This window comes from Pantoea graminicola (assembly GCF_048452665.1).
Classification (GTDB): Bacteria; Pseudomonadota; Gammaproteobacteria; order Enterobacterales; family Enterobacteriaceae; genus Pantoea.
The window spans coordinates 110,680-136,029 of the sequence record NZ_JBLWSJ010000002.1 but is presented as its reverse complement, the minus strand read 5'-3'; the positions used below and the strand labels follow the sequence as shown (position 1 = coordinate 136,029).

Below are 25,350 nucleotides of genomic sequence, written 5' to 3'. Positions count from 1 at the left end.
TTTTCTAATTCTGGCTCCTCTGACTGGACTCGAACCAGTGACATACGGATTAACAGTCCGCCGTTCTACCGACTGAACTACAGAGGAATCGCTTGAACGGGGCGAATATTAACGGCACGGATCCCGCTTGTCAAAGCCCTGTTTACTGAAATGCGTTCAGATGCTCGTAAAAGCAGCGGATTGATGATTTTTCCCCATATCTGCTGGCTTTTCAAACTGCCAACAGGATCTCACTTTGCGGGCATTTCTCTACAGATGTTAGAGGCATGTCAAAGTTTTGTTGTTTGCCGATGTTAAAACAACCATTTCAGTGCTTTTATGATAAAAATTTCAAAACTGACTTATATGGAACAAATAAACTGCTTATCATCACGGTCGTCACTATCGGCCGGAAATGAAACGGCATTTTGAAAGTAACTGTCTGTAGATCAAGTGATTGTGAAAAGGAGCGGTCGATCACAAAAATAGTCGTAACCCAGAGTCTTACCTCAAATTTCCCGAAACAGACGCCAGTCAGACTGGATGAATGTAAAAGATATTTTTCATTCTCAAAGCGCTGCTGAGCAAGTTAACAAATAAGAAGGGTACCTATGAACATCAAAAAAACGATTGTCGCCTCACTGTTAGCCTGCATGTTACCTGCCGCGGTTATGGCAAAAGATATCTCGGTAGGCGTCTCTATGGCGCTGTTTGACGACAACTTCCTGACCATTCTGCGCAATTCAATGCAGAAAGAGATGCAGAAAGATAACGTTAAAGGGCAGGTTGAAGATGCGAAGGGCGACGTTTCACAGCAGCTGCAGCAGGTACAGAACTTTATCGGCCAGGGTGTTGATGCCCTGATCGTCAACCCGGTCGACACCAATGCGGTGAAACCGATTATGGATCAGGCGAGCAAAGCCGGTATCCCGCTGGTCTTCGTTAACCGCCGTCCTCAGGCAGAACTGACCGGTAAAATGGCCTACGTCGGTTCCGACTCTGAACTGGCCGGACGCTTACAGATGGAAGCGCTGGCTAAGGCGATGAACGGCAAGGGCAACGTCGCCATCCTGATGGGCGATCTGGCAAACGAAGCGACCCGTGACCGTACCAAAGGGGTAGAGCAGGTGGCGGCGAAATTCCCTGGCATCAAAATTGTTCAGAAGCAGACCGCTAAATTTACCCGTAACGACGCGGTGGATGTGGTGAGCAACTGGTTAACGGCAGGCGATCAGATCAATGCCATCGCCTCTAACAACGATGAAATGGCGATTGGTGCGCTGCAGGCGTTGGGCAAAAACCCGGATAAAATCCTGATCGCCGGGGTGGATGGAACGCCTGATGCACTGCAGATGCTGAAGCAGGGCAAGATGGTCGCGACAGTCTTCCAGGATGCGAAGGGTCAGGGCGAGGGTGCCGTACAGACGGCCATCAAACTGGTGAAAGGCGAACAGGTTCAGAAAGTGATCAATATCCCTTATCAGCTGATCACGAAAGAAAACATGGAACAGTTTACCAATCGTAACCTGAAATAATCGTTCCCGACCCAGCTGTACGGAGGTGATAAATGAACGCGTTTGCGCTTGAAGCCGAAGGCATCAGCAAGTTCTTCCCCGGCGTTAAAGCCCTCGACAACGTATCGTTGCGGGTGCGTCCGGGAACGGTACATGCCTTGATGGGCGAAAATGGCGCGGGCAAATCCACTTTAATGAAGTGCCTTATCGGGATGTATCGTCCCGATAAGGGCACCATCAAAATTAAAGGGGAGCCGGTGCAGTTTCAGGACACCATGGACGCGTTGCGTTCCGGCATTTCGATGATCCACCAGGAGCTTAACCTGGTGCCCTACATGACCGTCGCTGAGAATATCTGGCTGGGTCGCGAACCAATGAAGTTCGGCTTCGTCGATCACGCCCGACTGAATCAGGTGACGCAGGAGCTGCTTAACCGCCTCAATATCCGGCTCAAAGCCGAACGGATGGTGGGAGAACTGAGCATTGCGTCGCAGCAGATGGTCGAGATTGCCAAAGCGGTCTCCTGGGACTCAGACATTGTCATCATGGATGAGCCGACTTCCGCACTGACGGAAACCGAAGTGGCGCACCTCTTTACTATCATTCGTGACCTGCGCGAGCAGGGCAAAGCAATCATCTATATCAGCCATAAGATGGATGAGATTTTCACCATCACCGATGAGGTCAGTATCTTCCGTGACGGCAGCTGGATCGCCAGCGACCAGACGGCGAAGTATACCCGTCAGTCGCTGATCACCCAGATGGTCGGACGCGAACTGACCCAGCTGTTCCCGAAATTCAACAGCGCCATCGGCGAGGAAGTGCTGACGGTGCGCAATCTCAGCTGTCGGGATCGTTTTACCGACGTCAGTTTCAGCGTGCGGCGGGGGGAAATCCTCGGCGTTGCCGGACTGGTGGGCGCAGGGCGCAGCGAGGTGATGGAGAGCCTGTTCGGGATGGAGAGCTTTGACAGCGGCGAAATCTTAATTGATGGCGTGCCGGTGAAGATTGACTCGCCGTCTACCGCCATTGAAAAGGGCATGGCCTTTCTCACCGAAGATCGTAAAAAGTCCGGGCTGTTTCTGGTGCTGTCGGTGATGGAGAACATGAGTATCGTCAATATGCCCGAATACAGCGGCAAAAGTGGCTTTGTCAGTCATGTGAAGATGGCGCAGGACTGTATGGACCAGATTCGCCGCCTCAATATCAAAACCCCGACCATGGATCAGATCATCAACAACCTCAGTGGCGGTAATCAGCAGAAGGTGCTGATTGCCCGCTGGCTGCTGGCACAACCGAAGATCCTGATTCTGGACGAACCAACGCGCGGCATCGACGTTGGTGCAAAAGCAGAAATCTACCGCTTAATCAGTGAACTGGCCAACCGTGGCGTTGCAATCATCATGGTCTCATCTGAGCTGCCCGAAATTCTGGGCATGAGTGACCGGGTGATGGTCATGCACGGCGGGCGTATAACCGGCATCCTCGATAAAGAAGACGCCGATCAGGAAACCATTCTGTCGTTGGCATCCGAATGAGGCGCGAGAATACTATGAGCAATATGAAAGCTACTGCCACCCCGGCAGCCCCGCAGCAACCCTCTTTTTTTGCCAGCCTGCGTCATAAATTGCCGAAAGACACCGGCATTTTTGTGGTGATGGTCGGGATTGCGCTGATTTTTGAAATGTTTGGCTGGTACGTGCGTGACCAGTCTTTCCTGCTCAACACCAACCGTCTGATCCTGATTGTGTTGCAGGTGGCGATTATCGGGATCATTGCCGTCGGTGTAACTCAGGTCATCATCACTACCGGTATCGATCTCTCTTCAGGGTCTGTAATCGCGCTGGCGGCAGTGGTGGCCGCAAGTCTGGCGCAGACCTCTGACAGCCTCTCGCCGATGTATCCGTCTCTGGTCAATATGCCTGCGGTCATCCCTATTGCGGCCGGGATCGGTGTCGGCCTGCTGGCCGGTGTGGTCAATGGGGTGTTAATCACCCGCACCGGAATTCCGCCCTTTATCGCCACGCTGGGTATGATGGTGTCGGCTCGCGGTCTGGCGCAGTATTACACGCAGGGCAATCCCATCAGCTTCCTGTCTGACGGCTTTACCTCCATCGGCCAGGGTGCCATGCCGGTGGTCATTTTCCTGGTGGTGGCGCTGCTGTTCCACATCGCCCTGAAACATACCCGCTACGGCAAATATGTCTACGCCATCGGCGGCAACATGACCTCGGCGAAGGTCTCCGGTATCAACGTTAATAAGTATCTGATTATCGTCTACACCATTGCCGGCGCACTCTCTGGCCTGGCGGGTGTGGTGCTGGCGGCGCGCGTCAGCAGCGGCCAGTCAAGTATGGGGATGTCCTACGAGCTGGACGCGATTGCCGCGGCCGTGATCGGCGGTAGCAGCCTGATGGGGGGCGTAGGCCGGATCACCGGCACATTAATCGGCGCGGTCATTCTCGGGCTGATTAAAAGCGGATTCACCTTCGTCGGCGTCGATGCCTACATTCAGGACATCATCAAAGGCATCATCATTGTGGCGGCAGTTTCTATCGATATGCACCGTAACCGCAAAAAACGTTAACCGGCAGGCGTTGCCCTCTTCAGAACAGGGGAGAGGGCAGCGTTTGCTCTTATCTCTGCCCGCCCGTAATAAGTCTTCGTGCTGATAACGCTTACACCATTTCCCTCCGTTTATCCCGCTTTTCAGGCCTGGCAGGCTCCTTTCACAGGTGCCGGGTCCGCACTGGCTTAAAAGGGGGCACGTCTGTCATCACTTTTCTGCACGTCTGACTCGCAGCGTCTGCACTGTCATAGTGCGATCGGTCGCTGACCCCGCGGGAATGCGCTATCGATGATCCTTATTAACCCATCAGAGGTAATCAGAAACGCTTATTTTTCGGGCCGTTATAAAACATCCTTCTCCTGCGCGCATGACAGCCTTTAAACCTGGCCTGCATCTTGCAAAATTTCTCTCATCAGGGCGAAAAGCTGAGACCTTTTCGCGAATCGGGGTGAGTGACGGAGGCAGGATGAATTTAAGACGACTGAAATACTTTGTGAAAATCGTCGATATCGGCAGTCTGACGCAGGCAGCAGAAGTGCTGCATATCGCCCAGCCTGCACTCAGTCAGCAGGTGGCAACGCTGGAGAGTGAGCTGGACCAGCAACTGCTGATCCGCACCAAGCGTGGCGTGACGCCGACCGAGGCAGGCAAAATTCTTTATGGTCATGCGCGGACGATCCTGCGCCAGTGTGAGCAGGCGCAGACGGCGGTCATCAATGCCGGGCAGGTGCTGAGCGGTCAGGTGTCGATTGGTCTGGCACCAGGTACGGCAGCCTCATCGCTGACCATGCCGCTGTTGCAGACGGTGCGCGATCAGTTCCCGGAAGTGCTGGTCTACCTGCATGAAAACAGCGGCAGCGTGCTGAACGAGAAAGTGATGAACGGTCAGCTGGATATGGCGGTGCTGTACGACCGTGCGCCGACAGCCGGGATCAGCAGCATGGCGCTGATGAAAGAAGATCTCTATCTGGTGGGTGCCACCGACTATCCGGGCGCCAGCGTTGACCTGGCCGATGTGGCGCAGATGAGCCTGTTTTTACCGCGCGACTACAGCGCGGTACGCAAGCGGGTCGATGAGGCATTTTCACTGCGCCGCCTGAGTGCGCGTATTATCGGCGAGATCGAATCGATCTCTACGCTGACCGCCGCCATTTCGAGCGGGATGGGCGTAACGGTATTGCCGGAATCGGCCGCCCGCGCGCTGGTGGGCTCAGCCGATGCCTGGATGTCGCGCATCAACAGCCCATCGCTGAGTCTGCCGCTTTCGCTGAATATCTCCGCCCGTTTGCCACTGTCGCCTTCTGCGCAGGCCGTGAAAAATATTCTGCTGTCGCTACTCAATAAGCCGCTGAGTGAAGAGCGTGAGTTGATGTTAGTGGGGTAAGGGCGTTGGCGTGAGGGCAGGCGTGACGGGGATTCACAGAACAGCCGTTGAGCGTTAAAGGAGAACGTCACTACGGATTTGCGCTGAGCGGGTTTCGTCCGCCAGGCTGCGGGGTGTTTCAGGTTGCCCGTGCGGGCGGACGCCTCCTGACAATTCCGGCGTCCGGCTCTTTTCGCGCCCCGCTTTGCGGGTTGCCTCGTCACGCCCTGCGGCCTGCGGACCGTCCGGACGTGCCATCCCTGGCGCGTGCCGTCCTTTCGCCGACGTCCTGTCGGCTCATCCTGGCCTCCGGTTATTCCCCGGCGCTGCGGACGCCTCTGTCAGACTGTCGCCTGTGAATTCTTTTTGTTTATTACGATGCAGCGTTGTCTGCTGGCCTGGAAGCCAGAGCCAGAGCCAGAGCCAGAGCCAGAGCTAATCCTCTGAACCTGAAGCGATAAAGTACCCAACACAGAAAAAAGAAGTTACAGCGGGGAAGGGAGGCCGTCAGAGCCGCTGAGCGTATGAGGGATTTCAGGACGAGCGACAGGGATGTCGCGAAGAGGCGGGCTCGCGCCAGGGATGGCGCGTCCCGCCGGTCCGTGAGAAATCCGGAATAAGCGAAGGGACCGCGAAGCGGCGGTGATGCAGACTGGAGCCAGGGGGCAGGGGGGCGCGGCGACTGGCGCCCCCTTGTCGGTCGCCAGCAAAGGCGGCCTGAAACTGCCCGGCCTGCCAGGCGAACGAAACCCGCTCGGTGTCGTTTCACGTATCAATGCCGTATCTCCACCGGCAAGCAGAACTGACTGAACCTCTTATAGGACTACCTTATTCCTCCCGTTATTCCCTAAATTCATAAAGGTAAATTTTTTAGTATTTCCTGTTATCAATAATAGTTCTTACCATCAGGGAATCAGATTATGTAAAGGGAGGTAAATACCGTGAATTTCCAGCAACTTAAAATCATCCGCGAGGCGGCCCGCTGTGAGTTTAACTTAACGGAAGTCGCTAACACGCTATTTACGTCCCAGTCAGGCGTCAGTCGTCACATCCGCGATCTGGAAGATGAACTGGGCGTTGAGATCTTTATCCGTCGCGGTAAGCGTCTGCTGGGCATGACGGAACCGGGCAAAGCGCTGCTGACGATTGCCGAGCGCATCCTGGATGAGGCGGGAAAAGTGCGACGGCTGGCCGATGTCTTTACCAATGAAACCAGCGGTATCCTGACCATTGCCACCACCCATACTCAGGCGCGCTACAGCCTGCCGAAAGTGATTAAAGCCTTCCGCCAGCTCTATCCCAACGTCCGGCTCGAACTCAACCAGGGTTCACCGCAGGAAATCGTCACCATGCTGCTGGCGGGAGAGGCGGATATCGGTATCGCCAGTGAAATGCTGGTCAACAACAGCAGCCTGGCGGCGTTTCCCTGGTTCAACTGGCATCACGCGCTGCTGGTGCCCGCCGGGCATGAGCTGGTGCAGAATCAGCCGGTGTCACTCAGCACACTCAGCCGCTATCCACTCATTACCTATCGCCAGGGGATCACCGGCCGGTCGCGCGTCGATCGGGCCTTCCAGTCGGCGGGGCTGAAGCCGGATATCGTGCTCAGCGCCCAGGACTCCGACGTGGTCAAAACCTACGTTAAGCTGGGATTGGGCGTCGGGATACTGGCCGATCAGGCGTGTGAAACCGGGGAGAGCGAAGAGCTGGTGCGCATTGATGCCACGCATCTGTTCGACCCCAGCACGGTCTGGCTTGGCCTCAAGCGCGGCCAGCTGCAAAGAAACTATGTCTGGCAGTTCCTTGAACTCTGTAATGCTAACCTCTCACTGGAGGAGATTAAGCGGCAGGCGCTCTCCTACAGCAGCGACGATGAACCGGTTATCGACTTCCAGATCTGAATCGTGGCGCACCCGACGGAGGCGTCGGACGCCTGCACGGCATAAAATTTCAAATCCGGGCCAAAAACCTGCTGGCCCGCCTTTCTTATTTTGCACAACAACATCCTGCACGCATCAGGCGCGATAAAGTGGAATTTGCTTACCACAAGGGGATGTTATGTCGCGACTACAACTCAACGACAGCGATCTGCTGCGCCAGCAGGCGCTGTTTGCCGGACGCTGGCAGGATGCGCATCAGGGTGCCACGCTGCCGGTTACCGATCCGGCGACAGGCGAAACCCTGGCTACGATCCCGGCCCTGGGTCGGTCAGAGACAGAGCAGGCGATAGCCTGCGCGGAATCCGTGCGCATCAGCTGGGGCAAAACGACACATGCCAGCCGCGCCGCGCTGCTGGAAAAATGGCATCAGCTGATGCTGGACCATGCTGACGATCTGGCGATGATCATGACCGCTGAGCAGGGCAAACCGCTGGCAGAAGCCCGGGGTGAAGTTCTCTACGGTGCCAGTTTTGTAAAATGGTTCGCGGAGGAGGCCCGCCGCATCTACGGTGACACCATACCCGCGCCCAGCGACGATCGCCGCATTCTGGTACTGAAACAGCCGGTAGGGGTGGCCGCCGCGATTACGCCGTGGAACTTCCCGATAGCGATGATCAACCGCAAGGTCGCGCCCGCGCTGGCGGCAGGCTGCCCGATCATTGTGAAACCGTCGGAATTAACGCCGCTCTCGGCACTGGCGCTGGCCGTGCTGGCGGAGCGTGCCGGTTTTCCGCCGGGGGTGTTGCAGATGCTCACCGGCCTGCCTGCAGAAATTGGTGAGACGCTGACTGAAAGCCAGACGGTGCGCAAAATCTCCTTTACCGGCTCGACCCGGATCGGGCAGCTGCTGATGCAGCAGAGCGCCAACAGCCTCAAGCGCCTGAGTCTGGAGCTGGGCGGCAACGCGCCGATGATCGTGTTTGATGATGCCGATGTTGAGATTGCAGTTGCGGGCGTCATGCTCAGCAAGTTCCGCAACGCCGGGCAGACCTGCGTCTGCGCCAACCGCATTCTGGTTCAGCGGAACATCTATCCCCGCTTCACTGCACGCCTGCTGGAGGAGGTCGCCACTCTGAAGGTAGGGGATGGCTTTGCACCGGGCACTACGATCGGTCCCCTGATCAATGCCCGCGCAGTGGAAAAAGTGAATGGTCACATCGACGATGCGCTCAGCCAGGGCGCAACGCTGTTGACCGGGGGCATCAGTCAGGACCAGGGGACTTTCGTTCAGCCCACCGTGCTTGGTGAGGTTACGGTGAAGATGCGCATCGCCCGTGAAGAGACCTTTGGCCCTGTGGCACCCTTGTTCATCTTTGATGAGGAAGAGGAGGCGATTGCGATGGCGAATGACACCCCATACGGTCTGGCTGCCTATTTCTTTACCGAAAACATCCGGCGGGCATGGCGGGTCGCGGAATCGCTGGAGGCGGGCATGGTGGGCTTTAACACCGGCGCGGTCTCTCTGGAGGTGGCGCCCTTTGGTGGCGTGAAGCTCTCGGGTCTGGGGCGCGAAGGTTCCCGCTACGGAATAGAAGAATATCTGGAGCTGAAAACCTTTCATATTGGCAGTCTGTAATAAAAATAATAACGCGCCAGCCGATCAATCCGGCTGGCTTTTTTTTGCGGGTAAGAAAGCAGAAACGTCCCGGCGTCAAACAGTCTCTTTTAAAAATCTAAAAAATTTATCAGAGGTGTAAATCGGGTCAGTAAATCGCCGTGTGACGTGCGGCGAAATGAGCCCTCTTCGCCGGAATATCCGCGTTGGTGCAATTTTCATGCAGGCTGCACCCACAGGGTGCATAAATTTTGTGAAGTAAATCATCTGTTTAATGCTTCGGCAATTCCGCAAAAAATCGCGGGACAATACGGCAGAAAATTTTTTTGCGCAGTTTTAAACGCATTTTTATTTTTTGTCCGGCTGGCATACTTTCTGCATTAGTTAATTAACAGCGCAGAAATGGGTGGTCATAAAAAGTGATAATCCAGCCACTGATGGGTGTAACAAATAAGGAATGCTTCCATGTTAAGTTTCGACCCTGAAAAAGTTTCTCTTCCAGCCGGCCATTATATTGGCGGCCAGCACTGTCAGTGTCAGGGCGCCGCTTTCCAGGTAAAGCGGCCTTCTGATGGCCGCGTCTGTGCCACGCTGCAGGACGCCACGCCGCAGGATGTCGACCGCGCGGTGACCGTCGCCCATCAGGCGCTGAAAACCAGTGGCTGGTCCGGCTGCGCGCCCCGCGAGCGTGGACGGGTATTGCGGCGCTGGGCCGACCTGATTGAGCAGGATCCTCTGCTGGCCCGGCTGGAAGCCCTGGGTTCGACCCGGCCAATCAGCGACGTGGTGCTGCATGAAATTCCCTTTACTGCCGAAGCGATTCGCTTCTATGCCGAATGCGCCGACAAATACAGCGGTGACCTCTTTCCGACCCGTGACAGCAGCCTCGGCATGCTGATTGCCGAACCCTATGGCGTTATCGCCGCCATTACCCCGTGGAATTTTCCGCTGTCGATGGCGTCATGGAAATGCGGCCCGGCGCTGGCGGCGGGCAACGCGGTGGTGCTGAAACCCTCTGAGCTGACGCCGTTTTCAACCGTGCGCATGGCGGAGCTGGCGATTCAGGCGGGCTTACCGGCGGGGGTGCTGAATATTGTCCAGGGCAGCGGTGCCGTTACCGGCAGCGCGCTGGTCACTCATCCGCTGGTGCGCAAAGTCTCCTTTACCGGATCGACCCTGACCGGCGCGCGCATCATGAGCGATGCTGCGCAGCACGGCATGAAGCCGGTCACGCTGGAGCTGGGCGGTAAAAGTCCGCAGCTGGTATTTGATGATGCGGGCGACCCGGACATTCTGGCCCAGCGGATCCTGCGCGGCTTCACGGCCAACGGCGGCCAGGCTTGTGTGGCAGGCACCCGGCTTATCGTGCAGCGCAACATAGCGGAACCGCTGACAGAGCGGCTGATAGAGCTCTGTCAGGACGTCAGACCGGGCGTGACCTGGCAGGAGGAGAGTCGCTACGCGCCGTTAATCGACGAGCGTCAGGGCCTGAAGGTCAGCTCGGTAATCGAGGCGGCGAAAGCGCAGGGCGCTGAAGTGCTGGTGGGCGGAGAACGTTTCGCCGACACCGACGAAGGCTGGTTCTGGCAGCCCACTCTGCTGAGTCAGGTTACGCAGGACAATCCGGCGGTGCAGCAGGAGATTTTTGGCCCGGTGCTGACGGTGCAGACGTTTGATGAGGAGGAGCAGGGCCTGGCGATGGCGGCACATGACACCTATGGCCTCTGCGCCGGTGTCCACACTCTGAGCCTGCCGCGAGCGTTACGTGCCATGCGCGCCATCGAGGCGGGCACCGTCTGGATTAATCGCTATGGCCGTTCCGGCGACTTCATCATTCCGACCGGCGGCTTTCTCGGCTCGGGCATTGGTAAGGATCTGGGCCGTCAGGCGTTTCAGGCCTGCCAGCGGCAGAAGAGTGTACTCATCGATTTTTAAGCGCAACTGACAAGACGAGGGCGTTACATGGCACTGTTTAAACCGAAATTTATCACGTTCGACTGTTACGGCACGCTGATCCGCTTTGACATGGCGGGCGCAGCGCAGCGCCGCTTTAGCGACCACGTCGATCCGGACGACATGCACGCCTTTACCACCGATTTTTCCAGCTACCGTCTGGATGAGGTGCTGGGCGCATGGAAGCCGTATTACGACGTGGTCAGCAATGCGATTCAGCGTACCTGCAAAAAGTGGGGTGTCCGCTGGGACAAAGCAGACAGTGACTTTATCTACACCGACTGCGCCAGCTGGGGGCCGCATCCCGATGTGCCCGCCGGGCTGGCGAAAGTCGCCACAGAGTTTCCGCTGGTGCTGCTGACCAACTCGATGAAAGATCTTATCCCGCACCATATCCCTCGCCTGGGCGCTCCAATCCACATGACCATCACGGCGGAAGAGGCGGGTGCCTATAAACCGCAGATGAAGGGCTTTGAGTACATGCTCGACAGGCTCGGCTGCGGCCCGGAGGAGATCCTGCATGTTTCTTCCAGCTTCCGCTATGACCTGATGACCGCCCACGATCTCGGTATTAAAAACAAAGTCTGGGTCAATCGCGGTCATGAGCCGGCCAATCCTTACTACCAGTACACCGAAATCAACGATATCGGCGGCCTGCCCGGCGTAGTCGGACTCTGAGGAACTCCCTATGAAACTGGAATCGTTCTGGCAGGCCACCGCCCCGGCGTTTACCGGCGCCGCCCGCGAACCGCTGCCCGCTCAGGCGGACGTGGTTGTGATCGGTGGCGGTTTCACCGGTATCTCGGCCGCGCTCAGTCTGGCACGCAGCGGTATCCGCGTGGTGGTGCTGGAGAGTGGCGACGTAATGAGCCAGGCGTCGGCGCGCAACGGCGGCCACTGCAATACCGGGGTGGCCCACAATTTCGCTTCGCTGGTGGCGAGCCAGGGTCTGGAGCAGGCCAGCCGCTTCTACCGGGCATTTGACGATGCGGTGAGCTATGTCTGCCAGCTGATTCAGGAGGAGCAGATCGATTGTGACTTCCGGCTGTGCGGCAAGCTCAAACTGGCCAGCAAAGCGTCGCATATGGCCGGTCTGCGGGAAGCCTATGAACTGATGCGTCGCACTGTGGATCCGCAGATCGAACTGCTCGACAAAACGGCGGTGCGCGACGAGATCGCCAGCGACGATTTCCACGGCGGCCTGCTGCAGAAGCGGGGCGGCCAGATGCACATGGGGAAATTTGGCGTCGGCCTGGCGGAGGCGGCGGCCCGCAGCGGGGCGAAGATCTATCCGCACCACGCCGTGACGAAGCTGGAGCGCCTCAGAGGCTATCAGCATCGGATTCACACCGCGCAGGGCGCGATTCTGGCCGATAAAGTACTGATGGCGACGGGCTGCTCCAACGTCGGCCCGTTTCCCTGGTTTCAGCGCCGCATCGTGCCGGTCGGCAGCTTTATTGTGGTGACCGAAGCCCTCGATCCGGCGCTGCTGCGTCAGGTGCTGCCTCACGATCGGACCTACGTGACGTCGCTCAACATCGGCAACTATTTCCGCACCACCCGCGATCACCGGCTGGTTTTCGGCGGGCGGGCGCGGTTTGCGGTCAGCAATCCGACCTCCGATTCACGCAGCGGCGAGATCCTGCATCACGCCATGACGCAGATGCTGCCGCCGCTCCGCCAGGCACGGGTGGATTACTGCTGGGGCGGCATGGTCGATATGACCGCCGACCGTCTGCCCCATGCGGGTGAACAGGAGGGGCTCTTCTATTCACTGGGCTACAGCGGACACGGCACACAGATGTCGGTCTGGATGGGGCGCGTAATGGCCGATCTGCTGGCCGAAAAGCGCACCGAAAATCCCTGGCAGCGTGACGCATGGCCCGCGCTGCCCGGTTATCACGGCAAGCCATGGTTTTTACCGCTCGCAGGACTCTATTACAAAGCAAAGGATCGCCTTTCTTAACGTCCCGTCGGGTGCTGGTCGCCAGGTCATCAGCACCGCCAGACCCTGTTCCCGGTTCGCTTGACTATTGAGGGTAGAGAGATGAGTAAATTTGATAATAACGACGCTGATGCGGTAAATCCGGCACTGACGCGCATGATCACCGAGGGTTCCCTGTCCCGCCGCAGCCTGATGAAAATCCTCTCCGCCGGTGCGGTGATGAGCAGTGGCCTGGTCGGTTTTTCCGGGGCTGCACTGGCGGACGACAAGCCGGTCAGGGGCGGTAAACTGCGCGCGGCGATGTCGAATGCCTCCGCCACCGATACGCTCGATCCGGCCAAAAGCAATAACAGCGCCGACTATACCCGCCAGTTTATGTTCTACAGCGGCCTGACCGAGCTGGATAAAAACCTGACCGCGCAACCGGCGCTGGCGGAATCGCTGGAGTCCAGCGACGGCATCACCTGGCATATTAAGCTGCGTAAGGGAGTCACCTTCCATGATGGCAAACCGCTGACCGCCAGCGATGTCATCTTCTCGCTCAGCCGCCACAAAGATCCCGCCATCGCCTCTATCGCCTTTAAGCTGGCCGATCAGTTCAAAGCTTTCAGCGCCGTCAGCGACAGTGAGGTGCAGCTGGAGCTGAACAGCGCCAACTTCGATGTTCCTTATATGCTGGCGACCCCGCCGTTTTTAATCGTCAAAGAGGGCACGACCGATTTCAGTAAAGGCATCGGCACCGGGCCGTTTATCTGCAAAACCTTTATGCCGGGAACCCGCACCATCGGCACCCGGAACCCCAACTACTACAAGCCGGGACTGCCGCATCTGGATGAGGTGGAGCTGATTGGCGTCACCGACGGCGCGGCGCGCGTCAACGCCCTGATGTCGGGCGATCTGCAGATGGTCTCCACGCTTACCGCCGCCGACTGTAAACGTCTCAACGCCAGCGGTGAGTTTGGCGTACTGGAGAGTAAGTCAGGGATGTACACCAACCTGATTATCCGCACCGACATGAAGCCGGGTAACAACGAAGATTTCGTGCTGGCGATGAAATATCTGCAACCGCGTGAAATGCTGGTGAAAACGGTCCTGCAGGGCTACGGCGACGTCAGTAATGACACGCCGGTGCCACCGTGGCATCCACTCTATAACGCCGACCTCAAACCCCGTCCGCTGGATGTGGAAAAAGCGAAGTTTCATATCAAAAAAGCGGGCATGACCGGTTCCACGGTTGAGATCATTACTACGCCGAATATCGAAGGAGCGAACGAAGGCGGTCAGCTGATCCAGCAGATGGCGCGCGGGGCGGGGCTGAATGTCAAAGTGCGACGCGTGCCGTATGACGGTTACTGGTCTTCGCACTGGATGAAAGATCCGCTGGGATATGGCTCGATAAACCCGCGTCCCACGCTGGATATGCTCTTCTCGCAGTTTTATCTCTCAACCGCACCGAACAACGAATCGGGCTGGAAAAATCCCCGGTTCGATCAGCTGGTGGTCGCGGCGCGCGGCGAGCGCGATCAGGCCAGACGCAAGCAGATGTATGGCGACATGCAGACGCTAATTTATGACCACTGCGGCACCATCATCCCGACCTTTATCAGCTCGACTGATGGTTACAGCAAAAAGGTCAAAGGCGTCGAGCCCTGGCCGTCAGGCATGATGATGGGCTATCGCTTCCATGAATTTGCCTGGCTGTCCGCCTGATCTCCGCCTGCTCCATCAGGCTACCTATAGGGAGTTCGCCGATGAACCGATACATGCTGTTTCTGATTGCCCGGCGCACGGGTGCCGGCATCCTGACGTTGCTTATCGTCTCGGCGGTGGTGTTTTTCATCACCAGCCTGCTGCCCGGTGACGCGGCGCAGATGATCCTGGGCCAGAACGCCACGCCGGAAACGGTGGCGGCGTTACGGCAGCAACTGGGCCTCGACCAGCCTCTGTTGATGCGCTATCTCCACTGGCTGGCCGGGCTGGTGCAGGGTGATTTTGGCATCTCGTTTGCCAGTCATCTGCCGGTCTCGCAACTGGTGGCGCAGCGCATCCCCGCGACCTTTGAACTGGCGGCTATCACCACGCTGATCTGCGTGCCGCTGGCGCTGCTGATCGGCATCCTGGCTGCGATGAATCGTGGCTCCCGGCTCGATCGTGCGCTGGTCATTGCGACGATGGCAACGGTGGCGGTGCCTGAATTTCTGGTAGCGACCGTGGCGGTGCTGATCTTTGCCGTCCGGCTGCACTGGGTGTCAGCCATGTCATTCGGCAGCCCCGACAGCGACCTGCTGAGCTACCTCAAAGCGTACGCGCTGCCGGTGCTGACGCTCTGCTGCGTGCTGGTGGCGCAGATGGCCCGTATGACCCGCGCCGCCATTATCAATCAGCTCGACAGCCCCTACCTGGAGATGGCGCAGCTGAAGGGCGTGTCGCCGCTCAGGGCCGTTCTGCGTCACGCGCTGCCCAACGCGGTCGGGCCGATTGCCAATGCCATCTCGCTCAGCCTCTCCTATCTGTTTGGCGGCGTCATCATCATCGAAACCATCTTCAGCTATCCCGGTCTGGCCAGCCAGCTGGTCGATGCGGTCAGTAACCGCGATCTGCCCGTGGTGCAGCTCTGCGTCATGCTGTTTGCCGCCTGTTACCTGGTGCTGCTGCTGCTGGCCGATATTCTGACTATCGCCTTTAACCCGAAATGGAGAAGCGCATGAATACTCTCTTGTTGCCGTGGCGTTTCCTGCAGTCGCTCTCCTGGTCAGGACGGCTGGGGCTGCTGGTGTCGCTGTTCTGGCTGCTGATGGCGCTGTTCGGCACCGCCCTGGCGCCGCACAGCATTGACGATATCGGCGGCGGTCCGCTGATGGGAGGCCTGACCGCCGAGAACCTGCTGGGAACCGACTACCTGGGACGCGACATGCTGAGCCGCATTCTCTACGGTGCGAAGTTCTCTATCGGTCTGGCGCTGAGTGCCGCGCTGCTGGCCAGTCTGGTCGGCACGCTGCTGGCGCTGCTCGCCGCCGTAACCGGACGCTGGCTGGAAGAGCTGCTGGGCCGCATCAATGACGCGCTGCTGGTGCTGCCGGGCAAAGTGCTGTCGCTGATGATCGTGGCGGTGTTTGGCTCCTCGCTGCCGATGCTGGTCCTGACCGCCGTCTTTACCTACTGGCCGGGTGCCTTCCGCATCGCCTTTGCCATGGCCAGCTCGCTGCGCAGCATGGACTACGTGCGCGCCTCACGGCTGCGTGGTGAAAGCCGCTGGTATATCGCCATCCACGATATTCTGCCCAACATGGTGCACCCGATGCTGACTGACTTTGGCCTGCGCTTTGTCTACATCGTTCTGCTGCTGAGCGGCCTGAGTTTCCTCGGCCTGGGCGTGCAGCCGCCTTACGCCGACTGGGGCACGCTGGTACGTGAAAATATGCAGGGTCTGTTTGACGGCTCGCCTGCGGTGCTGATGCCTGCGCTGGCCATCGCCAGCCTGACTATCGGGGCCAACCTGTTTATCGACAGCCTGCAGGCGATGCGTCCGATGACCCTGGCGAAGGAGGGAGCATGAACGTGACACCACATACCGCAATGCCTGTCATTTCCGTCGACAAACTGCGCGTGACGGCGCAGACCGATCGCGGTGAAGAGATCGACCTGGTTTCTGACATTCACTTTACGGTGCAGAAAGGGGAGGTACTGGCACTGATTGGAGAATCCGGTTCGGGTAAAACCACTATCGCAATGGCGCTGATGGGCTATGCCCGCAGCGGCTGCCGCATAGCCGAAGGGCATGTGCACGTTGCGGGCACCGACGTTAACAGCCTCACACCGGGTCAGCTGCGCGCCTTTCGCGGCAACAAAGTCGCCTATATCGCGCAGAGTGCGGCGGCGTCGTTTAACCCGGGCATGAAAATAATGGATCAGGTGATCGAGCCGGTCGTCATTCATGGCACGCTGACCCGCAGGGAGGCAAAAGCCAGGGCGATCGGCCTGTTCCGTGAGCTGGCGCTGCCGGATCCGGAGACTATCGGCGATCGCTATCCGCATCAGGTCTCGGGCGGCCAGTTACAGCGTCTGATGACGGCGATGGCGCTGATCGGTGAACCGGACGTGGTGATCCTGGACGAACCGACCACCGCGCTGGATGTGACGACGCAGGTGGAGGTGCTGAAGGCGTTTCGCCGCGTGGTCCTGCAGCGTGGCGTCACTGCGATTTATGTCAGCCACGATCTGGCCGTGGTGGCGCAGATGGCTGACCGGATCCTGGTGCTGCTGCGGGGCAGAATGGCGGAGTATGGTTCGACCGCACACCTGATGGGCGCGCCGCAGGCGGACTACACCCGTCAGCTGATGGAGGCCGCACGGCAGAAAGAGCGGCCCAGCAACTGGTGCCCGGACTCGGCCGATATCCAGCCGTTGCTGGAAGTGCGCGACCTCAGTGCAGGATATGGCCCGCGAGGCAGCGACGGACAGCCAAAAATCCCTATTCTGGCGGGGATCAATCTTCAGCTGTGGAAAGGGCAGGCGATCGGCATTATTGGTGAGTCAGGCTCCGGCAAAACCACACTGGCCCACGCCATCTCCGGGCTGAATGCGCCGAGTCAGGGGCATATTCTTTTCAACGGCCACTACATCGCGGGCGATATGCAGAAACGCCCGGATAACGAGCTGCGGCGTATTCAGTATGTGTTTCAGATGGCAGACACGGCGCTGAACCCGGCCCACAGCGTGGAGCGGATCCTGTCGCGACCGCTGACGCTGTTTCACGGCCTGAGCGGGGCGGCCCGGCAGCAGCGGCTCTGGCAGTTGCTGGATCTGGTGCAGCTGCCGCGCAGCGTTCTGTGGCGGCGTCCCTGGGCGCTGTCGGGTGGGCAGAAGCAGCGTGTCAACCTGGCACGGGCGCTGGCGGCGGAGCCGGATCTGATCCTGTGCGACGAGGTTACCTCGGCGCTGGATACCGTGGTCGCCGCCGCGGTGCTCGACTTAATCAGCGAACTGCGCCGTGAGCTGGGGCTGGCCGTGATCTTCATCAGCCATGACATGCATGCGGTGCGCGCGGTGTGCGATGAGATTGTGGTCATGAAGAGTGGCCGCATCGTCACGCAGCTGGCGCGGCAGGACTACGATAAGCCAACCCGCGAACTCTATTTTGAGCGGCTGAAACGGGCAGTGCCGGAGCTGCGTCAGGGATGGCTGGACGAACACGAAGAGATTTTAAAAGCGGAGTAAGCGGCACGCTTTCAGCGAGGCTGAATGCGCCCACATTTACCCGTCTCTGCCGCCATTGCGGGCGGTGAGACGCATGGGTCAGTTGCAATGCGGCGATATTGCCGTGCAGCCGATCGGTTACTGACAACAGAGGTTCTCTTTTTATGCCTGCACCCCTTCGTTACGTACAGGATAGTGTCAATTTCCCCGATTCCGCCGATGTGGTGGTCATTGGTGCCGGTATCGCCGGGGCAGCGGCCACCTTTGAACTGGCGAAACAGGGCGTGAATGTCGTGCTCATCGAAAAAGGTCTGGTCGGAGCAGAGCAGTCGAGCCGCAACTGGGGCTGGTGTCGCCAGCAGAATCGCGATGAGCGTGAACTGCCGCTGATTATCTATGCGCTGCAGCGCTGGGGCGAGCTGAACGCGGAAACCGGGGAGGAGCTGGGATTCCGTCGCAGCGGGCTGGTCTACGCCACACAGGAGGAGTCAGAGATTGCGGCTTGGGATAAGTGGAACCAGATGGCCAAAGGCTACGGTATGCAGAGTTCCATCCTGACAGCGGAGCAGGCCAAAGCCATGACGCCCGGCAGCACCACGAACTGGCGGGGCGGCCTCTCCTCGCCCACCGACGGTCACGCTGAACCACGGCTGGCTGCGCCAGGGCTGGTGGCGGGCGCCCAGAAAAAAGGGGCGCTGCTGTTTCAGCAGTGCGCCGTTCGCGGACTGGATATCGCTGCCGGACGGGTCAGCGGCGTCTGGACCGAGCGCGGGCTGATCAAAACCAGCCGGGTGATCTGTGCGGCGGGTGCCTGGACCTCCATGTTCTGTCGTCGCCACGGCATCGATCTGCCGCTCGGCAACGTGATAGGTACGGCCTTCCGCACGCAGCCGATCGAACAGGCGATCGCCATGCCGCTCTATACGCCCGGCTTTGCCTGCCGGCCCCAGCTGGATGGCAGTTATACCGTGTCGGTCTCCGGCCGGGGACGGCTGGAGCCGGGGGCGCAGGGGCTGCGCTATGCGCGTCAGTTTTATCCGACCTTTAAAAGTCGCCGGAAAAACCTCACGCTGAACCTCGGCCTGTCGCCGTTTTTCAATGGCCCGGAAGCGATGGGACGCTGGGCTTTTGACCGCGAGTCGCCGTTTGAACGCATGCGAATTCTCGATCCGGCTGCCGATGCCGGGATTGTCGAAGAGGGGCTGGCGGCGATGCGACGGGAATATCCGGCGCTGGCCGGTCTCAGGCTGGCGCAGTCGTGGGGCGGCATGATTGACAGCACCCCGGATGCCATCCCGGTGATCTCGGCGGTGGCAAAAGTGCCGGGACTGATACTCTCGGCGGGCTACAGCGCCCACGGCTTCGGCATCGGACCGGGGGCCGGACGACTGGCCGCCGATCTGGCAACCGAAGCCACACCGGTCGTGGATCCGACACCTTACCGCTACAGCCGTCTGGTTGACGGCAGCGGACTTGATACGCCAGGCATGATGTAAGGAGAACGCGAATGAGCCTGACACTACGCGCAATGACACCTGATGATCTCGACGCCTGCTACCAGATGACGCAGGCGCTGAAATGGCCTCACCGCCGGGAAGACTGGCAGCTGGCGCTGCAACTGGGTGAGGGAACGGTGATTGAAGAGCAGGGCCGGATCATCGGCAGCGCGATACTCTGGCGCTGGGGCGAGCGCGCCGCCACGGTGGGGCTGGTGATTGTGGATAATCAGCAGCAGGGGCGCGGGCTGGGCAAACAGCTGATGCTGGCGCAACTGGAAAAAGTGCCCGACTGTCATGTCCGGCTGCACGCCACTGAAATGGGCAAGGGGTTGTATGAAAAGCTCGGTTTCGTCACCTGCGGCGAGATCCGTCAGCATCAGACCCGCGCCCTGACCACGCTTCCGGCGGTGGCGATCCCGGCGGGGCTGCAACTGCGTCCGGCGACCCTGGCCGATCACGCCACGCTGGTGAAGCTGGATCAGCAGGCAAGCGGCATGTCCCGTCCGGCACTCTATGAACATTTGCTGCGGGACTGCCAGACGGTGCTGCTGGAGGATGCGGCACAACAGATTCAGGGCTTCGCCAGCCTGCGCCGTTTCGGCCACGGCTGGGCAATTGGCCCGGTGATCGCGGCGGCGTTCCCGGTCGCGCAGGCGCTGGTCGCCACACTGATGCAGTCGCTTGAGGGGCAGTTTCTGCGCATCGACACCGATGCTCGCCTGCCGATGGCCAGCTGGCTTCATACCCTTGGGCTGGATCAGGTTGATGCCCCTGTCACGATGGTGCGCGGCACGCCCTGGACGCCGCAGGGTATGCAGGCATTCGGACTCATGACTCAGGCGATGGCCTGATGCACATCGTTTATAAATCCGAACCGGAACGTGGCCGCATCTGGCAACGCTGGCTGGCAGAACATGCGCCCGATATTCAGCTGCATATCTGGCCCGAAACCGGCGATCCGGCGCAGGTGGAGGCGCTGGTCGCCTGGCTGCCACCGGCTGACATTCCGGCACGCTTTCCCCGTCTGAAGCTGCTGTTTTCAGTGGGAGCCGGAGCCGATCAGTTTGACCTGCATGCGCTGCCGCCCGACCTGCCGGTGATCAGAATGGTTGAGCCGGGACTGACGCAGGGCATGGTCGAATATGTCACCTTCGCGGTGCTCGGCCTGCATCGCGACATGCCACGCTATTTCCATCAGCAACGTCAGCAGCAGTGGCTGGCTCACAGTGCCACACCCGCCGCGCAGCGTCGGGTGGGCGTGATGGGAATGGGGGAGCTGGGGCAGGCTGTGCTGGCGCAGCTGGTGGCGCTGGGCTTTGACTGTGCAGGCTGGAGCCGCACGCCGCGCCACTCTCCCGCTGTTCGCTGCTGGCACGGCGACGATCAGCTGGCGGCGTTTCTGGCGCACAGCGAGATTCTGGTCTGCCTGCTGCCTCTGACCGAAACCACGCGGGGTCTGCTCAACCGGACGCTGTTCAGTCAGTTGCCACCAGGTGCGGCGCTGGTGCAGGTCGGGCGAGGCCCGCAACTGGCAGAGGACGATCTGCTGCAGGCGCTGGCAGGCGGTCAGCTGCGCGCTGCCGTGATTGACGTGACCGATCCGGAGCCGTTACCGCCGGACCATCCTTTCTGGCACCATCCCGCGATCTGGCTGACACCGCACATCGCCAGCCAGACACAGAATGAGAGTGCTATTGCGGCCCTGCTGGAAAATCTGCGGCGTTATCAGCGAGGCGAGCCGCTGCACGGTGAAATCGACCGTTCGCGAGGATATTGAGATGGAACACTTAGTGGCCCTGCGCCGCGATTTACATGCCCACCCGGAGCTGGGTTTTCAGGAGCAGCGCACCAGCGACATCGTGGCCCGTTTTCTGCAGGAGCAGGGCATTGAAGTGCATCGCGGTATCGGTAAAACCGGTGTCGTCGGGATACTGAAAAAGGGCAGCAGTCCGCGCATAATCGGCCTGCGGGCGGACATGGATGCGCTGCCGATGCGGGATCAGAGCGGCACGGCCTGGCAGAGCGGAACCGAACAGGTGAGTCACGCCTGCGGCCATGACGGCCATACGGTGATGCTACTTGGCGCTGCCGAAACACTGGCGCGCGACGTCCATTTTGACGGCACGGTCTGCTTTATCTTTCAGCCTGCGGAAGAGGGGCTGGCGGGCGCCCGGGCGATGATTGATGACGGCCTGTTCAGCCGGTTTCCCTGCGATGCCGTCTACGCCATTCATAACTGGCCGGAGCTGCCGCTCGGCCAGGTGCAGACCCGGCCCGGTCCCATTATGGCGGCGGCCGATCGGTTCGATATCCGCGTGCTGGGCGGCGGCGGCCATGCCGCGCAGCCTCACCTGACGGGCGATACCCTGCTGGCGATCAGCGAGCTGGTAGTGCAGCTCAATACGCTGGTTCCGCGCGCGCTCGATCCGTGCGAAACGGCGCTGCTCACCGTGACCCGGATGCAGGGGGGCTTTTCGCACAACATGATCCCCTCAGAGGCGAGCATCACCGGCACGGTGCGCACCTTCAGCGCGGCCGCGCAGGATACGATCGAAGCCCGGATGCGTCAGATGGCAGAGCACATCACCGCTGCCCACGGCCTTCAGGCCGAGGTCAGTTACCTGCGCTACTACCCGGCAACGCTGAACAGCGCGGCGGAGGCGCAGTTCTGTCTGGAGGCCCTGACAGCCGCTGGCATCCGGGCGGATCTCGCGCCCCGGCCTGCGCTCACCTCCGAAGATTTTGCGTTTATGCTGCAGGCGCGCCCCGGTGCCTATCTGTGGCTGGGTTCGGCACCCAGTAAGCCGCTGCACCACGCCGCGTATGACTTCAATGATGCGCTGATTCCATATGGCGTTGACGTTTTTGTCACGCTGATCCGCCAGGCGCTGGCGGAGAAATTTCCCTGCTGAATGCTGCGGGATTTTGACAGGAAATGCCGCTGCATGGGGAATTACGGCAGCGTAATAAACCCGTGCATTGCGATACTTGAGCCAACCGAACGTTACGTGGATGAGGGTTTAGAATGCAGAATGTCATGGCAGAACAGCAAGCATACTCCGATAACAGCCTGTTACTGGATGCACGTGAGCAGAACGTCCCGCGCGGAGTTGTGACCGCCCATCCGCTGGTGATCGAACGCGCCAGAGGCAGTGAAGTGTGGGACGTAGAGGGCAACCGCTATCTCGACTTCGTCGGCGGCATCGGCGTGCTCAATGTCGGCCACAATCACCCGGCGGTGGTCAATGCGGTCACCCGTCAGCTGGGCCTGGTCTCTCACGCCTGTTTTCAGGTGGTGGCCTATCCGGGCTACATCGAGCTGGCGCAACGGCTGAACCGGCTGGTCGGCGGTGATGAGGCGTATAAAAGCGTCTTCTTTACCAGTGGCGCGGAAGCCGTAGAAAATGCGGTCAAGATTGCCCGCTCGCATACGCAGCGGCCTGGCATCATCGCATTTGATGGGGCGTTTCATGGCCGGACCCTGCTGGGCGTCACCCTGACCGGTATGTCCGCGCCTTACAAACAGAACTTTGGCCCGTTCCCCGGGGATATCTACCGGCTGCCTTTTCCGAATCCGCTGCACGGCATCACCGAAGCGGACTGCCTGAAGGCGCTGGATCAGCTCTTTGCCGTGCAGATCCTGCCGGAGCGGGTCGCGGCGATCATTATTGAGCCGGTGCAGGGCGACGGCGGATTCCTGCCTGCGGGTCCGGCCTTTATGCAGGCGCTGCGGCGGATCACCAGTCAGCACGGCATTCTGCTGATCTGCGATGAGGTGCAGTCCGGCTTCGGGCGCACCGGCACGATGTTCGCGTTCCAGCAGCTGGGCATAAAACCGGACCTGATCACCCTGGCAAAAAGTCTGGGCGGCGGCCTGCCGATTTCCGGTGTGGTCGGCCGGGCAGAAATCATGGATGCGCCGACGCCGGGCGGGCTGGGCGGCACCTACGGCGGTAATGCCCTGGGTTGTGCGGCGGCGCTGGCGGTACTGGATCTGTTTGAGCAGGAGAACCTGCTGCAGCGTTCCTGCCAGCTCGGTGAGCAGCTTAATGGACGACTGCGCCAGCTGGCAGAAAAATATGCCTGCATCGGTGACGTGCGCGGCGTGGGCTTTATGCAGGCGGTGGAGATTCTCGATTACGAAACCGGCCGTCCCGATGCGGCGCTGACCCAGAAGATCCTGGACAGTGCCTGCCAGGAAGGGCTGCTGCTGATTAAATGCGGTCTGCATCGCAACACCATTCGCTTCCTCGCGCCACTGGTCACCACCGACTCACAGCTGGAAGAGGCGCTGCATATTTTTGATATTGCACTGGCCCGCGCCACCGGCCGGTTGGGATAAAACCGTTCCTCATTGATTTTGTTAAAGTAAGTCGAAAATCTCCCGCTGGTATAACCACTGCGAAGTACTGGCGCATTAACTGTAAAGCGTGTTATATCTTCGGGAGGTTCTGCACATTTAACTAAGAGCCTATCCGGTCAGGCTATTTAAATTGTCAGTCTGCTTTGGGCAGTGCTCACCATCCCGACGGCTCTCTGTTCGTGCTGGTTGTTCCGCGCTGTCCCTCTCCGGACTGCCTGCCACCATGACGCCTGCCGGTACAGGCTCTGACAGTGAGGGGATGCTATGAACGGCTTAATGAAACTCGACCGCATTGACATCAATATTCTGGTGCAGCTTCAGAAAGATGGCCGTATCAGCAACGTAAACCTCGCCGATGCCGTAGGTCTCTCGCCCAGCCCCTGCCTGCAACGGGTCAAACGTCTGGAGCAGGCCGGATTTATCACCGGCTATGAAGCGCACATCAATCTTACCCGTATTACCGATTCGGTAACGGTTTTTACCGAAGTCACCCTGTCAGGCCATCGTCGCGAAGACTTTATGAAATTCGAAAGTGCGATGCGCGACGTGGATGAACTGATGGAGTGTCATCTCATCACCGGCGGCTACGACTACCTGCTGCGCTTTATTACCCGCAGTATTGAGCACTATCAGGAAGTTATTGAGAAGCTGCTTGATGCTCAGATCGGCATTGATAAATACTTCAGTTATATCGTGATTAAATCCCCGATTATGAAAAGCAGCGTGCCACTGCGATCGCTGATCGGCAAACATAACTCCGTCGAGTTCGGCGTATAAGGGGCGGCAGGCATTGCCCCTTTCTTGATGCACTCTGAAAGCGGGCCGTCACCCCGGTCCCGCGCCTCCCTTCCGGCCGTTTCGTCCTGCACGCTTTTCCCGCGCGAATCTGACGATCCTGCATCAGCATAAAATTTTTTTCCGCTGTTAATTTCAATGGCTTTACCGGGTTTTGTCGCCCGCTACAGCCTCAACCGTTGCATGAATCCTCTTACACTGATTTTCACAGAACAAGGAGTTGTCATGGACTCATTACAGATTGCTGACCAGCAGTGGCAGCGCGAGGCGTTCACCATCTCGACCTGCCGCCAGCGACTCGACCTGGCATGGATTCACCACCAGCTGGCGGAAAAATCGTACTGGGCCAAAGGCCAGCCGGAAGCGAAAACCCGCAGGGCGATAGCCGGGTCGCTGCCCTTTGGCCTCTATGACCAGACGTCACAGATTGGCTTTGCCCGGCTGATCACCGACTACACCCGCTTTGGCTGGCTGTGCGATGTGATAATTGACGAAAACTGGCGTGGTCACGGGCTGGGCAGCTGGCTGGCGACCTGCGTCCGTGAACATCCGGAGCTGCAAACGGTGCATCGCTGGATGCTCTCAACCCAGGATGCTCACCTGGTCTACCAGCGGCTCGGCTGGCGCGTGGTGCAGCACCCCGAAACGCTGATGGAGTTCCCCCCTTCCTGACACAGGA

The 25,350-nt window shown here is 59.2% G+C and carries 20 protein-coding genes and 1 tRNA gene; 20 read left to right on the top strand and 1 reads right to left on the bottom strand.

Going from position 1 to position 25,350, the window contains the following annotated elements; translation table 11 throughout:
- Positions 1–11 precede the first annotated feature (11 nt).
- Positions 12–87, bottom strand: a tRNA-Asn gene (locus ACNY69_RS04670).
- Between the two features lie 503 nt (positions 88–590).
- On the opposite strand from ACNY69_RS04670, the gene ACNY69_RS04665 reads away from it, so the two are divergent.
- The 20 genes from ACNY69_RS04665 to ACNY69_RS04570 all read left to right on the top strand — a co-directional run bounded on the left by ACNY69_RS04665 (position 591) and on the right by ACNY69_RS04570 (position 25,343).
- Positions 591–1,514 (top strand): sugar ABC transporter substrate-binding protein, encoded by a 924-nt coding sequence (locus tag ACNY69_RS04665; protein WP_111140678.1) that lies wholly within the window; start codon positions 591–593, stop codon positions 1,512–1,514.
- Between the two features lie 32 nt (positions 1,515–1,546).
- Positions 1,547–3,031 (top strand): sugar ABC transporter ATP-binding protein, encoded by a 1,485-nt coding sequence (locus ACNY69_RS04660; protein WP_111140677.1) that lies wholly within the window; start codon positions 1,547–1,549, stop codon positions 3,029–3,031.
- A 23-nt stretch (positions 3,032–3,054) separates the two neighbouring features.
- On the top strand, positions 3,055–4,080 hold the full coding sequence (locus ACNY69_RS04655) for an ABC transporter permease (RefSeq protein WP_181162214.1): 1,026 nt from the start codon (positions 3,055–3,057) through the stop codon (positions 4,078–4,080).
- 448 nt (positions 4,081–4,528) lie between these two features.
- Positions 4,529–5,446: a nitrogen assimilation transcriptional regulator NAC gene (nac, locus tag ACNY69_RS04650; protein WP_111140676.1), complete on the top strand. Its 918-nt coding sequence runs from the start codon at positions 4,529–4,531 to the stop codon at positions 5,444–5,446.
- 920 nt (positions 5,447–6,366) lie between these two features.
- Positions 6,367–7,326, top strand: coding sequence for an HTH-type transcriptional regulator Cbl (gene cbl, locus ACNY69_RS04645; protein WP_418797436.1), 960 nt, complete (start codon positions 6,367–6,369; stop codon positions 7,324–7,326).
- Positions 7,327–7,483: 157 nt separating this feature from the next.
- Positions 7,484–8,941 carry an NAD-dependent succinate-semialdehyde dehydrogenase gene (locus tag ACNY69_RS04640; protein ID WP_418797435.1) on the top strand — a complete coding sequence of 486 codons (1,458 nt, stop codon included), beginning with the start codon at positions 7,484–7,486 and terminating at the stop codon, positions 8,939–8,941.
- A 444-nt stretch (positions 8,942–9,385) separates the two neighbouring features.
- The gene (locus ACNY69_RS04635) at positions 9,386–10,855 is read left to right on the top strand and encodes an aldehyde dehydrogenase family protein (RefSeq protein ID WP_418797433.1); all 1,470 of its coding nucleotides are present in this window, start codon (positions 9,386–9,388) and stop codon (positions 10,853–10,855) included.
- Between the two features lie 27 nt (positions 10,856–10,882).
- A complete protein-coding gene (locus tag ACNY69_RS04630) occupies positions 10,883–11,551 on the top strand; it encodes a haloacid dehalogenase type II (RefSeq protein WP_418797432.1) in 669 nt (222 codons plus the stop codon).
- Between the two features lie 10 nt (positions 11,552–11,561).
- Complete coding sequence (locus ACNY69_RS04625) at positions 11,562–12,839, top strand: NAD(P)/FAD-dependent oxidoreductase (protein ID WP_418797431.1); 1,278 nt, start codon at positions 11,562–11,564, stop codon at positions 12,837–12,839.
- A gap of 81 nt (positions 12,840–12,920) precedes the next feature.
- Complete coding sequence (locus tag ACNY69_RS04620; protein ID WP_367395602.1) at positions 12,921–14,528, top strand: ABC transporter substrate-binding protein; 1,608 nt, start codon at positions 12,921–12,923, stop codon at positions 14,526–14,528.
- Between the two features lie 41 nt (positions 14,529–14,569).
- Positions 14,570–15,526: an ABC transporter permease gene (locus ACNY69_RS04615; RefSeq protein ID WP_111140669.1), complete on the top strand. Its 957-nt coding sequence runs from the start codon at positions 14,570–14,572 to the stop codon at positions 15,524–15,526.
- Positions 15,523–16,374, top strand: a complete 852-nt coding sequence (locus ACNY69_RS04610; RefSeq protein ID WP_111140668.1) for an ABC transporter permease — start codon at positions 15,523–15,525, stop codon at positions 16,372–16,374. The genes ACNY69_RS04615 and ACNY69_RS04610 overlap by 4 nt, the downstream gene beginning before the upstream one ends.
- Positions 16,371–18,035, top strand: coding sequence for an ABC transporter ATP-binding protein (locus tag ACNY69_RS04605; RefSeq protein WP_418797430.1), 1,665 nt, complete (start codon positions 16,371–16,373; stop codon positions 18,033–18,035). Before ACNY69_RS04610 ends, ACNY69_RS04605 begins: the two co-directional genes overlap by 4 nt.
- Before the next feature lie 143 nt (positions 18,036–18,178).
- Positions 18,179–19,510, top strand: a complete 1,332-nt coding sequence (locus ACNY69_RS04600; RefSeq protein ID WP_367395601.1) for an NAD(P)/FAD-dependent oxidoreductase — start codon at positions 18,179–18,181, stop codon at positions 19,508–19,510.
- A gap of 11 nt (positions 19,511–19,521) precedes the next feature.
- Positions 19,522–20,364 (top strand): GNAT family N-acetyltransferase, encoded by an 843-nt coding sequence (locus ACNY69_RS04595; protein ID WP_418797429.1) that lies wholly within the window; start codon positions 19,522–19,524, stop codon positions 20,362–20,364.
- The gene (locus ACNY69_RS04590) at positions 20,364–21,290 is read left to right on the top strand and encodes a 2-hydroxyacid dehydrogenase (RefSeq protein WP_111140664.1); all 927 of its coding nucleotides are present in this window, start codon (positions 20,364–20,366) and stop codon (positions 21,288–21,290) included. The genes ACNY69_RS04595 and ACNY69_RS04590 overlap by 1 nt, the downstream gene beginning before the upstream one ends.
- Before the next feature lies 1 nt (position 21,291).
- On the top strand, positions 21,292–22,425 hold the full coding sequence (locus ACNY69_RS04585) for a M20 aminoacylase family protein (protein ID WP_293771593.1): 1,134 nt from the start codon (positions 21,292–21,294) through the stop codon (positions 22,423–22,425).
- A 113-nt stretch (positions 22,426–22,538) separates the two neighbouring features.
- Complete coding sequence (gene gabT, locus ACNY69_RS04580) at positions 22,539–23,855, top strand: 4-aminobutyrate--2-oxoglutarate transaminase (protein WP_367395599.1); 1,317 nt, start codon at positions 22,539–22,541, stop codon at positions 23,853–23,855.
- Positions 23,856–24,140: 285 nt separating this feature from the next.
- A complete protein-coding gene (locus ACNY69_RS04575) occupies positions 24,141–24,653 on the top strand; it encodes an Lrp/AsnC family transcriptional regulator (RefSeq protein WP_111140661.1) in 513 nt (170 codons plus the stop codon).
- Between the two features lie 243 nt (positions 24,654–24,896).
- Positions 24,897–25,343, top strand: a complete 447-nt coding sequence (locus ACNY69_RS04570) for a GNAT family N-acetyltransferase (RefSeq protein WP_418797428.1) — start codon at positions 24,897–24,899, stop codon at positions 25,341–25,343.
- Positions 25,344–25,350 lie beyond the last annotated feature (7 nt).